Source organism: Nocardia implantans (genome assembly GCF_035544775.1).
GTDB lineage: Bacteria > Actinomycetota > Actinomycetes > Mycobacteriales > Mycobacteriaceae > Nocardia > Nocardia implantans.
The window spans coordinates 93,129-104,646 of the sequence record NZ_JAYKYQ010000007.1 but is presented as its reverse complement, the minus strand read 5'-3'; the positions used below and the strand labels follow the sequence as shown (position 1 = coordinate 104,646).

The following is an 11,518-nucleotide window of genomic DNA, read 5'->3' as shown; positions in this document are numbered from 1 at the left end:
CGGAGCGCGATGTCGCGCCGTGCCGGGGCCGACCGGCCACCAGCCTGTCTCCCGCTGCAGTTCCGATCGCAGGACGGGCTTGGTCGGCGCGGGGTCGTAGACGGAGCCACGGTCGGAGCGCCAAGTCTTCTGAAGACGCTCGCCGGCCTCTTCCGCCACGCGTCGCGGGCGGCGTGGTAGTCGGGTGACTTTCGACGTGCCGTCGTCGGCTCCGGGCATCTCCACAGCCTTCATTCCTTCTGCCTGCCTACTGCGCAACCGTTCCGGCTCGTCGAACCTCTTCCCGCCGGACTGCGGCATGGATTCCCATCCGGGCCCTACCCGCTCCGACATCGGGCTAGCAGCCGACGAGTGCCACTGCACCCGTCGGCGCCACGACCGCTGATACGTCGAGCTGATGTTCGAACGTGCTGCCGATTGCGTCGCTCACGCCCGTATTCTCCCTCAACAGATAACCGCCGAGCACCGGAGCCAGGGACATGGCAGCTGGGCGGCCATACGGGCCCTTCCGGTGTGGGCCGCGCTTCGGCCTCCCGCTGCGGTCGCGGACCTGCGGGCCAGCGGTCTCTCCACTGACGATCGTGACCATACCTGCTCTGCGTGCGTAGTGGGCGATCGCCTTCGTAAGCCACGAACGGCGGCGACTTGCGGCGGCTGGCTGTGCTATGCCCGGGGCAGGGGAATCTCGAGGTGCACTGTCTGGAATCCGCTGTGCGGTCCGCGTGCGTCGTGGACGATCCGGCCGAAGGTGAGCCAGAACTCCAGCGCGCCGGGCGTCCTGGCGTCGGTGTGCAGATACAGCCGCTCGAACGCCGGTGTAACCGAGACGTAGTCGATCGCCGCGTCGACCAACCGTGTGGCCAGGCCGCGCCGGTGGTGCTCGGGGCGGACGTAGACGCGGAACAGCTGTGCGGTGCTCTGGTCGGGGTACTGTTCGGCCAGCCACGCCGGGTGCGGTGGGTGGCGAGGGCCTTGTGCGCGGATCGCGGTGGTGGCGACGATGCGGCCGGAGTGCTCGACGACCCAGAGCCGGTTGCGAGGGTGGCGCAGATACACCGTTTCCGGGTCGATCACGTCATAGTGGTGCTCGGGGAGATAACCGATGCCGAACACGTCGTAGAAGGTGTCGAGCATGACACTGCGGGCGCCGGGAAGATCGTCTGCGCAGGCCACGCGCAGCTGGTAGCCGGTGGCGGCGGGCGCGCTCACCGGTGCGCTCCCAACTCGCGGTCCAGCACTTCCAGGCCCTCGACGGCGACCGGTCCAGGGCCGGTGTAGCCGAACGGGACGGCGATGATTCGGTTGGCGCGGATCGCGCGCAGTCCGGCCAGTTCGGGGCGCTCGCGCAGGGCGTCGCGGGCCGATTCGGGGGTCTGGGTGCCTTGGGTGAGCAAGATGACGACTTCGGGATCGCGCTGGATCAGAGTTTCGGTGTTGACGTCGAAGTTGCGTTTGGCTACGTCGCCGAAGACGTTGTCCAGACCGAGGATCCGCATCTGGGTGGCGACGGTGCTGGTGCTGCCGTAGGCGCTGAGCTTGGCGCCGTCGCGCGAGATGATCAGCGCCGCGGCGGGCCGGGCGGCCCGCTCGGCGCGGTGGCGGTCCGCGACCGCCGCTACCCGCTGCTTCAACGCGGTGACTTCGGCGTTCGCCGCCGCGGACGTGCCGAACAACCGTCCGTACAACTCGATGTCGGCGAAGATATCGTCGTAGTTCCCCGCGGCATCGCGGCAGTAACCGCGGGTCACCAGCAGCGGAATGCGCACCCGTGCCAGATCCTCGGGCGTGACCGCCGCACCCTCGAAGCTCACCACCAGATCGGGGGTTCGGTTGATGATTTCCTCGCGCGCCAGTTCGCCGGTGGGGGCCGTGATTTCGATGCCCTCGAGGGCGTCGGCGTATCGGCCGGGAAAGGGAGCGGTTTCGAATGTACGGGTGACGATACGATCGGCGGCGCCCGCGGCCGCGATGAGCGGGGCTGCGACGGATCCGACCGTCACCACGCGGCGGGGCGCGCTGGTGAAGGTGACGTCGCGGCCACAGCTGGAGATCGTCATCGGGAACCCTTCCGCCGCCTCGACGGTGGCGGGTGCGGGGCTGCCGCAGCCGGTGAGCAGCGCCGCGGTGAGCAGCGCGACGGGTACGGGTGCGAGCCGGGGGAGACCTATGGACACGATGATCGTTATTCCTCTCCTGCAGAGTTTCAGGTGGGTGAGTGCCGGAACCGGCGGATCAGCACCAGCAGCAGCGGCGCACCGACGACAGCGGTGACGATTCCCAGCGGTAGTTCGCGGGGGGCGAAGACCACGCGGGCCGCGACGTCCGCGACGACCAGGAACAGCGCGCCCAGCACCGCGGACAGCGGGATCAGTCTGCGATGCGTCCCGCCGCCGCACAGGCGGGCGACGTGCGGCACGATCAGGCCGACGAAGCCGATCGCGCCCGCGACCGCGACGACCGCGCCGATGCCGAGCGCGACGACGCCCAACGCGAGCATCCGGAGCCGGACCGGGGACAGGCCCAGCGCGCGTGCGGTGTCGTCACCCGCGGCGAGCACGTCCAGTCGCGCCGCCAGCAGCAGCAGCGAACCGGCCATGGCCGCGGTGACCAGCGCGGTGGTGGCCACCGACGACCAGCCCGCCGAACTGAGCGAACCCAGCAGCCAGAACAACACGGTCCGGGCGCCTTCCTGGTTGTCGGAGGCGAAGATCAGGAAACTGGTCGCCGCGGAGAACAGGTAACCGATGGTGACCCCGCCCAGCAGTAGCCGCAGCGAGGTCATCTGCCCGTTGATCCTGGCGATGGCGAACAACAGGACCGTCGCGGCGAGCGCACCGGCGAACGCGCTGGCCGCGAGCGCGCTCGCGGTGGCCGCGGTGACACCGAACAGCAGCGACATCGCCGCGCCGGTCGAGGCGCCTGAGGTGACGCCGAGGATGTGCGGGTCGGCGAGCACGTTGCGCACCAAGGTCTGCAGCACCGCTCCCGCGACGGCCAGCGCCGCGCCTACCATGGCGCCGAGCAGCACGCGCGGCACGCGCACGAGCCAGACGATGGAATCCTGGGCCGGTGTCCAGTCCGCCACTGCGGGCGTCCCGAAGAGGTGGTGGCCGACGATGCGCGCGACGGTGCCGGGTGGCACCCACACCGGCCCCAGCCCGGTGGCCACGATCAGCACCACGGCCAGCGTGGCGCCGAGCCCGCCGAGCCACAGCACGGTTGTCGCGCGGTGGCGCGCGTGGTCCAGATCGTCGGCGTCTTCGGTGCGGGGTGAGATCGCGGTCATCGAGCAGCCGCCTTTCCCGGATCCAGAACCTCGGTGGGCGACTCCGCGTCGCGGGGGCCGAACAGCAGTTGCATCGCGCCGAACGCGGCCGACATGTGGACGCAGACGCCGTAGACGGGTTCGAGGACGGCCGGAGTGAGTACTTCCGCCACCGGGCCTGCGGCGGCCACCCGGCCTCGGTGCAGCAGCACCAGGCGGTCGCAGTAGCGGGCGGCCAGATTCAGATCGTGCAGCACCACCAACGTGGTGGTGGTCGTCAGACCCCGGATCAGTCCGAGCAGTTCGTGCTGATAGCCGATGTCGAGATGGTTCGTCGGTTCGTCCAGCAGCAGGTGGTCGGCTTGCTGCGCCAGAGCTCGTGCGATGAGCACCCGTTGGCGTTCGCCGCCGGAGAGCGCGGTGTAGGGGCGATCGGCCAGGTGACGGGCCCCGACACGAGCCAGCGCCGCCGCGGCGGCGATACGGTCGGCGCGCGAGTAGCCCTGTAGCGCACCGGCCCACGGGGCACGGCCGAGCAGCACGGTTTCGGCGACGGTGATCGCTGTCTCGGCGGGTGACTCCTGCGCGACGACGGCCAGTCGCGCCGCCAGGGCCCGGCCGCGCAGCGCCTCGACCGGAGTGTCATCGATGGCCACCACACCGGACCGGGGCCGCAGCGCGCGATAGAGCAGGCGCAGCAGTGTGGATTTGCCCGAGCCGTTGGGCCCGATCAAGCCGACGGTGGTGCCGGGCTCTGCGATCAGTCCGACTCCGTCGAGCACGACCTGACCGCCATAGGAGAAGCCCACGTCATCGACCGTGATCATCGGCTCACCGCCGCCGCGGCACGCCGTGGAGACTCGGTCCAGTCCGGCGGCGCGGGCCGCCACGTGCGGTGCACGGTGACCGCCGTGGCGAAACCGGCGCAGACACGCTGTGCCGCCTTGATTCTCGCCGGCAGCGCCGGGTCGGCCTCGTCGAGCAGGATGCCGGTCGTGGTGCCGCTGTGCGCGACGACCACCCCGGCCGCGCCGAGTTCCCTGGCCGCGCCGATGGTCGCGTCCAGATGCGGCCGCGACCGCAGCATGGTGCTCAGTTCCGCGCTGCGGGTGGCCACCGCGCCGATCGCGGTCACGTCGCGACGGGCGACCGCGCCGGTGAGCTCGGCGAGCAACGCACTGTATTCGCGTTTGACGGCCGTGGTGAACGGGCGCTTGCGCCGGTTGAAGGCGACGGTGTCGACGTGGCCGCCTTCGTCTCCGGTGACGATGGTCAGCGGCGGCAGCGCGCCGAGCACAGCCAGCAGCCGTACTTCTCGGTGGTAGAAGGCGACCGCGCCGGGATACATCACGCCGTCGGAGGGTTCGATACGCCGTAGTTCGGTCTCGATCTCGCCGGGGCCGATCTCCCGGCCCTCGGCGTCGGCCACGGCGCGGGCGGTGGCGACCAGGTCGGCGGTGGAGCTGGCCAGGCCTTTGCCCTCGGGCAGGTCGCCGAGCAGGGTGAGCACACCGCCACGCAGCACCGGCGAGCGTGCGAGCAGCGCGCGGGCCAGGGCGGCGGACTTGGTCTTGTGGGCGGGAACGACGGTGACGGTGTGCCGGTGCGGGTCGGGTTCGAAGACCGCGACCGCGCCGCGCGCGATGGGCAGGGTGACCAGGAAGTCGCGGTCGTGCTCCGCGGTGACGCCTTGCAGCAGTTCCCCGCAACTGCCGAACGCGCTGCCGACGCCGACGCGGGGTGCGGCGGTCACCGCGGCCCCGTGGCGGTGCGGCGGGCGACCACGTGCAGCCGGTCTCCGTCGAGCCGCTCGGACAGCACGCCGTCGGCGGGCCACCCCGGTGTGGTCAACGGTCCCGGCGCGTCGAACAGCGCGAGCACCTCGAAGCCCGCACCCGCCAGCAGGTGACGCAGTTCCTGCGGGAACAGCAATCGCCAGGCAGTGTGCTGGACGACCGGCTCCCGACATCCCGGCCACGTCCAGATCCGTTGCCTGCGCAGCAGTTGCGCGGGCAGGTCCACGGTGAGCGAGGTGCGGGAGGTGTAGGTGATGCCTTCCCAGTCGACCTGCCGGACCAGTTGCTCGTCGAGTAATTCTCGTCGCCCGCGATCGGTGAGCAGGAAGGCGCCGTTGCGCATCTCGAGGATCAGAAGACCCCCGGGGCGCAGACACGTCGCGAAACGGTCGAGGGCCGCGACCAACTCGGCGGTGTCGTGCAGGTGCAGCAGCGTGCTTCCCAAGCAGGTGAGCACGTCCACCGGCGCGTCGGCGCGCAGGGCGCGGGCGTCGCCGACGCTGAAATCCACTGCCGGGTAACGGGTCCGGGCGTATTCGACCATGCGCGGTGAGATGTCGACCCCCCGCACCCGGTATCCGAGTTCGCTGAGACGGGCCGCGTCGCGACCGGTGCCGGACCCGACGTCGAGCAGGTCGGTGAGCGTGCCCGCGCCGAAGCGGGCGAGCAGATCGGCGACGAAGCGCGCGTTGCGGTGGCCGCTGTCGGGAAAAGTGCGTTCGTAGAGCGCGGGATTGTCGGTCAGCAGGTTCTCGCTGAGCAGGACCGGGCCCTGATCGTGAGCAGTCATCGGGCGGGATCGCCTTTCGCCGTGCGACTCGGCGTCGCGTCGATCGGTCGGGGTTGCGATGCGGTGGGCTCCGGAAGGCAGCCGCGCCTGCGCAACAGCAGCACGGCGACGGCGGACAACCAGCCGATGCCCGCGCACAGCAGGGCGGGCGGCCAGGTCAGCGGTCCGCCCGCATGGTCGACGGCGGTGCCGACGACGGTGGTGGCCACCACGGTGAACACACCGGAGGCCAGATAGAACGCGCCGAAGTAGGTGCCGGTCAGGTGCGGTCCGCTGAAGCGGGGAATCGCCTCGTTCACGAACGGCTGCACGGCCATCACACCGAGCGCGAGCGCCACCGCGGCCGCCACGACCGGCGCGACTCGCACCGCGACGGCGATCGGTCCGTCGCCGCCCGGCGACGCGGCGACTCGCCCGGCGGGCGCGACCAGGAATGCCGCGCCCAGCACCGCCATCCCCAGCGCCATCGCGGAGCCACGGTCCGTCCGCCGCGAGAGCGTCCTGGTGATGGGAACCTGTAGTGCCACCACCGCGACCGTCTCGACGACGAACAACGCCGCCACCGCCGCCGGGCCGGCGGAAGACCCGGCGAGGTCCTGCACCTGCAGGGTGAACAGGAAATAGATCTGGCTCTGCAGGGCGAACATGCCCATGAGCGCGAGCGCGAAAGCCCAGAATCGGCCATCGGCGAACACCCGCGCGAAATCCGCGCGCAGTGCGGTGTCCCTGCGCGGCGCGGGCCGGGCGGGCAGCAGGATCGACTGCGCGATGGTCAATCCGGCGAAAACGCAGGACGCGGCCACCGCGGTCAAGCGGAATCCGGCCGTGGCCAGCAGCGTCCCGACCACCGGCCCCAAGGCCGAACCGGTATTGCCGAAGATGTTGAACAAGGCGAACGCCTCGGCCGCCCGGTCGCCGCTGTCGCGGGCGATGTAGGCGCGCACCGCCGGGTTGAACAGCGCCCCCGCGAATCCGGTGAGCACCGACGCGAGCAGCACCACCGGCAGGGAGCCGCCGACGGCGAACAGCGCGAACCCCGTCGCCCGGATGCTCGCGCCGACGATGATCACCCCGCGCGCGCCGAGGCGATCCGAAGCCGAGCCCCCGACCAGGAACAGCCCTTGCTGACTCAGATTGCGCACGCCGAGCACCACACCGACCACCGCCGCCGACAGCGCCAGATCGGTGCGCAGGTATTCGGCCAGGAACGGCACCAGCATGAAGAACCCGATGTTCCCGACGAGCTGGTTGACCAGCAGTAAGCGCACCGAGAGCGGGAACGTGCCGAACAGCCCCAGCCCCCTCACGCGGCGGCTCGCACGCGCCGTACCCCGAGTCCGGGCCCGGCCGGTCGCCGCAGCGTGCCGTCCGCCCCGCCCAAACCCGTCCACGGGTCGTCGGCCAGCAACAGATGACCGTCCAGATCCACCCAGCGCGCGGCCCCGGCCAGCTGGGCCGCGGGAGCGATGCCCAGTGAGCTGCAGGCCTGGCAGCCCAGCAGCACCGGCAATTCTCGCGCTCTCGCCCAGTCGAGCATCGTGCGCGCCGCGTCGAGCCCGCCACATTCGGCGAGTTTGACGTTGATGCCGCCGATGCCGTCGGGCAGCCGGTCCAGATCGGCGAGAGAACCCGCGTCCTCGTCGGCGAGCACCGGCATCGGCACCTGCCTGGCGACCGCAGCGAGTCGATCGGGGTCGCCTGCGGTCACCGGCTGTTCGACGGCGGCGATGCCCTGGTCGGCGAGTGCGTCGAGCACCGCGACGGCGGTGCGGACGTCCCAGGCGCCGTTGGGGTCGAGCAGCAGTTGCGCGGTCGGCGCCGCCGCGCGGATCGCGCGTACACGTGCGATGTCCTCGGCAGGGTCCGGCGCACCCGCTTTGACCTTGAGCACGGTGAATCCGGCCCGCGTGATGCGGTCCGCGGTAGCCTCGGCTTCGCCTGGGCTCATCAGGCCGATCGTGTAGGCGGTGGGTGCCGAATCCCACTGCGGCAGGCCGAGATACGCACCCAGCGGCAGCCCCGCGCGGCGGGCGAGCACATCGTGGACCGCGCTGTCGAGCGCGGCGACCACCGGCAGCGCGAACTCCGAGCGCAGCGACGGCAGCAGCGCGCGGACCTCATCGGGATCGGCGCAGCCCGCGATCCGCCCGGCGAGCCCGCGCAGGGCGGCGTCGATCGCGGCGAGGTCGAGCCCGAGGCGGGGGCTGCCGACGACTTCACCGTGTCCGGCGTGCCCGTCGGCCGTCACCGTGACCCACACCGCTACTCGCTCCACCATCGTCGCGCGCGAGATGCGCAGGGGGCGAGCCAATTCCAGAGTCGTGGTCGTCCACGTCGTTCTCATGCGCTGACCTCCTTGCCCAACGGGTCGCGGACCACGGCGCACCGAGCCCACCCGTGCGCCTCTTCGGCGTCGGGCGCGGGCAGTTCCACCGGTTCGGTGACGGTCGATCCGAGCAAGCCGTTTCGCCGGCACCACTCGTCGTCGTAGATGCTGCGCAGGTAGCGGTGTGGTCCGTCGGGGAAGACGGTGAGTACGCGAACATCGGGCTCGCGCCGGGTGATCCAGCCGGCGACCAGCGCGGTCGCCCCGGTACTCCAACCGCCCGCGATACCTGTGGCGGCGGCCAGTCGACGGCAGGATGCCGCCGCTTCGGACGGGCCGACCCAGTGCACCTCGTCGAAGTCGTCGTAGGCGACGTTGCGCGGCAGAATGCTGCTGCCGAGGCCGCGCATGAGCCGCGGCCGGGCCGGCTGACCGAAGATGCGCGAGCCCACCGAGTCGACACCGACCACCCGCAGTTCCGGCCAGTGTGCGCGCAACACCCGGGTCAGGCCTGCGCAATGGCCGCCGGAGCCGATACCCGCCACGAGCACATCGGCGTGGCCGACTTGCTCGAGCAGTTCCTGGGCCATGGCCGCGTAACCGGCGGCGTTGTCCGGATTGTCGTACTGGTCGGGCCAATACGCGCCCGGGGTGGCGTCGAGCAGTTCGGCCAGCCGGTCGAGCCGGGCGCGCTGCCAGCCGCCCTCGGGATGCGGGTCACAGACCACTTCCAATCCGACACCGAAGGCGGTGAACAGCGCGCGCATCTCCGGCTCGAGTTCGTCGTCGACCACGAGCACGACGGGATGACCGAGCGCCTTGCCCGCCAGGACGAGGCCGAGACCCAGCGTGCCGCTGGTGGATTCGATCACCGTCGCACCCGCGGTGAGTTCGCCGCGGGCGCGTGCGGCGCTGAGCATCGACACCGCCGCACGCGCCTTCATGCCCGCGATGCTCGCGGCCTCCAGTTTGGCCAGGTAACTGCCCGCGCCGGCCGGGATGGGGACGACGGGGGTGCCGCCGACCAAACCGAGGAGCGCGGGTTGCGGTGCGGGGCTGGTCATCGGTTGCACGAGGTTCCCCCGTCTCGGTAGCGGAACAGGGTGCTGGGGCCGCCGTCGAGGGAAAAGAAGGGATACGGTTCGGCCGAGACCGCCGTGACGCCCCGGCCAAGAAACCAGGGCAGGACGGCACTGCCGGTCTGGGCGAACAACACCAGGGGGAGTGATCGGTCGTTCGCTCCGGCCAGCAGCGCGTCGAAGGTCCCGTTGCCCAGTGTCATCCCGGTGACCAGCAGCGCGTCGTAGTCCGGCGGCGTGTCGGCGACGGCGCGATACACGGGCTCGTCCCATTCGGTTCGCCCTCCGACCAGGTCGCACGGGTAGTAGCCGATGCCGCGGGCACGCAGTGCCGCGAGCAAGGAGCCGACCACGCCGACGACCAGCACGCGCCGCACGCCGGAGGGCAGCAGATCCACCACCGCCTCGGCGCGCTGACGGGACTTCTCCAGCGAGCTGCCCCCGGTCACGTCGACGAGTTCGGCGGCGACACCTGCCGCGACGGGGTGCGGCCGTAGATGCATCAGATACGCGTCCAAGGCGGCGATCCGGACCGTCTGTCGTGGATGGGCCAACAGCTGCGCCACTGTCGCTCCCACACAGTCGTCGAGCACGTCCGCGCGGCCGCAATCCTCACCCGGCTCGAGCCCGCAGGAGCCGACGGCCGCACCGACGCGAACGCTCAGCACCTCGTTGCGATACCCGCCGCGACGGCCCGTGTGCCGGGTCCCGTAGCGGGTGTGGAACGCCGTGGCCACCGCCAGGCCGGCCGGATCGGCGCCGAGACGAGCCTCCCGTGCCCAGTCGGTGAGTTCGACGACCGAGCGGGGCCGTGGCGCGAGGGCGAGATCGGCGGTGGTCATGACGCCACCCGCGCGACGTCGACGGTGAGCTTGTCGATGAGGTCGCGCGCCAGATCGCCCGCGGCGCCTGGTTGCTCGTCGACCACCATGACATGGCCCAGGTAGGTGTTGTTGTCGGTCGCGATCCGGACCTCGGTGCCCGGCTCGGCCAGGGTGTGCTCGACGACGCGCGGATCGTCGTCCCAGCGTTCGTCGCCCGATATCGCCGTCAGCACACCCGCGCGATCGGCTACCGCGAATGCGATGGCGGCGCTGCCCGTACCGGTCGGGCGGGGTGTCAGGTCGGGGGTGTCACCTGCGGCCACCTCGGCGTGCACGGCCGCGAGGTCGATCCCGGTCACCCGGCGCACCAGTTCGGTGATCCGATTGCCGGCGGGACGGGGATTCACCTCGATCAACCGAGGCCCGTCGGCGGTGCGTTTGATCTCGGTGTGCGCGACGGTGTCGTCGAGGCCGAGCGCCGTGATCGCGTCGCGGGCCACCGCGCTGACGGCCGCCTGCTCGTCGTCGGTCAGCGTGGCCGGGAACATGTGCCCCGCCTCGATGAACGCGGGCGTTCCGGTCAGCCGCTTGTCGGTCACGCCGACCACGGTGGTGTGGCCGCGCACGGTGACCGTCTCGACGCTGAATTCCGGCCCCGCCAAACACTCTTCGACAAGGATTTGTGGTGCGCGTATCTGCCCGCGCGCGTTCACCGGAAAGCCGGCGATCCGCTCGACGGCCGCGCGCAACTGCTGCTCGTCGTCGACGCGGCGGACGTACATGCCGCCGCACAGGTCCACCGGTTTGACGACCAGCGGGTAGCCGATTTCTGTTGCCGCACGGGCTAATTCGCCCCAATCCTCGGAAACGGCGAAGGCCGGGCCCGGCACTCCGGCGGCCTGGCAGAGCGCGCGGGTGCGGTCTTTCCGGCAGGCCGCGTCGACGGCGTCCCTGGCGGGGCCGGGCAAGCCCAGATCCGCGGCGATCGCCGCGACGGTGGGCAAGTAGTAGTCACACGAGGACAGCACTCCATCGAAGGCCAGTACCTCGTGCAGCCTGCGCACATACGCCACCAGTGCCGTCTCGTCGTTGGTTTCGGCGGTGAGGACGTTGGCCGCGCCCAGAAGCGGATGGGTGCTCGGCTTGCCGCGCAGGTAATGACTCAGATCTCGGGTGAGGAAGCTGAACGTATGCCCTCGGTCGCGTATCCCGGCCGGAAGCAGCGTGCTCATAGAGCCGACCCAGCTCTCCACCATCAGCAGATGTCCCACAAACCCTCCAACCTTCGAGCGGCACATAATGATAACCATTATCACTTGTGAAGCAAGAGGGTTCTGCGACCGACGAGCGCAGAGGCATTGTGGTGCAACATATTTCGCGAAAAAGTTGCTGATAACGATAATCATTCTCAATAATGACTCGTGGTCGCGCACCTGGC

The 11,518-nt window shown here is 70.6% G+C and carries 11 protein-coding genes; all 11 read right to left on the bottom strand.

Going from position 1 to position 11,518, the window contains the following annotated elements; genetic code table 11:
• Window positions 1–663: 663 nt before the first annotated feature.
• Genes U3653_RS17940 through U3653_RS17890 form a run of 11 tightly spaced genes read right to left on the bottom strand, consistent with a single transcriptional unit; the run spans window position 664 to window position 11,351 of the window.
• Complete coding sequence (locus U3653_RS17940; protein WP_323124254.1) at window positions 664–1,209, bottom strand: GNAT family N-acetyltransferase; 546 nt, start codon at window positions 1,207–1,209, stop codon at window positions 664–666.
• A complete protein-coding gene (locus U3653_RS17935; RefSeq protein WP_195081322.1) occupies window positions 1,206–2,174 on the bottom strand; it encodes an ABC transporter substrate-binding protein in 969 nt (322 codons plus the stop codon). Before U3653_RS17935 ends, U3653_RS17940 begins: the two co-directional genes overlap by 4 nt.
• Window positions 2,175–2,203: 29 nt before the next feature.
• Window positions 2,204–3,286 carry a FecCD family ABC transporter permease gene (locus tag U3653_RS17930; protein WP_195081323.1) on the bottom strand — a complete coding sequence of 361 codons (1,083 nt, stop codon included), beginning with the start codon at window positions 3,284–3,286 and terminating at the stop codon, window positions 2,204–2,206.
• Window positions 3,283–4,092 carry an ABC transporter ATP-binding protein gene (locus tag U3653_RS17925; RefSeq protein ID WP_195081324.1) on the bottom strand — a complete coding sequence of 270 codons (810 nt, stop codon included), beginning with the start codon at window positions 4,090–4,092 and terminating at the stop codon, window positions 3,283–3,285. The genes U3653_RS17930 and U3653_RS17925 overlap by 4 nt, the downstream gene beginning before the upstream one ends.
• Window positions 4,089–5,018, bottom strand: coding sequence for a GHMP family kinase ATP-binding protein (locus tag U3653_RS17920; protein ID WP_195081325.1), 930 nt, complete (start codon window positions 5,016–5,018; stop codon window positions 4,089–4,091). The genes U3653_RS17925 and U3653_RS17920 overlap by 4 nt, the downstream gene beginning before the upstream one ends.
• Window positions 5,015–5,851, bottom strand: coding sequence for a class I SAM-dependent methyltransferase (locus tag U3653_RS17915; RefSeq protein WP_195081326.1), 837 nt, complete (start codon window positions 5,849–5,851; stop codon window positions 5,015–5,017). Before U3653_RS17915 ends, U3653_RS17920 begins: the two co-directional genes overlap by 4 nt.
• Window positions 5,848–7,158: an MFS transporter gene (locus tag U3653_RS17910; RefSeq protein ID WP_323124253.1), complete on the bottom strand. Its 1,311-nt coding sequence runs from the start codon at window positions 7,156–7,158 to the stop codon at window positions 5,848–5,850. Before U3653_RS17910 ends, U3653_RS17915 begins: the two co-directional genes overlap by 4 nt.
• Window positions 7,155–8,195, bottom strand: coding sequence for a mandelate racemase/muconate lactonizing enzyme family protein (locus tag U3653_RS17905; protein ID WP_195081327.1), 1,041 nt, complete (start codon window positions 8,193–8,195; stop codon window positions 7,155–7,157). Before U3653_RS17905 ends, U3653_RS17910 begins: the two co-directional genes overlap by 4 nt.
• Window positions 8,192–9,241 (bottom strand): PLP-dependent cysteine synthase family protein, encoded by a 1,050-nt coding sequence (locus U3653_RS17900; protein WP_195081328.1) that lies wholly within the window; start codon window positions 9,239–9,241, stop codon window positions 8,192–8,194. The genes U3653_RS17905 and U3653_RS17900 overlap by 4 nt, the downstream gene beginning before the upstream one ends.
• A complete protein-coding gene (locus tag U3653_RS17895; protein ID WP_195081329.1) occupies window positions 9,238–10,098 on the bottom strand; it encodes a hypothetical protein in 861 nt (286 codons plus the stop codon). The genes U3653_RS17900 and U3653_RS17895 overlap by 4 nt, the downstream gene beginning before the upstream one ends.
• Window positions 10,095–11,351 carry an ATP-grasp domain-containing protein gene (locus U3653_RS17890; RefSeq protein ID WP_195081435.1) on the bottom strand — a complete coding sequence of 419 codons (1,257 nt, stop codon included), beginning with the start codon at window positions 11,349–11,351 and terminating at the stop codon, window positions 10,095–10,097. Before U3653_RS17890 ends, U3653_RS17895 begins: the two co-directional genes overlap by 4 nt.
• Window positions 11,352–11,518 lie beyond the last annotated feature (167 nt).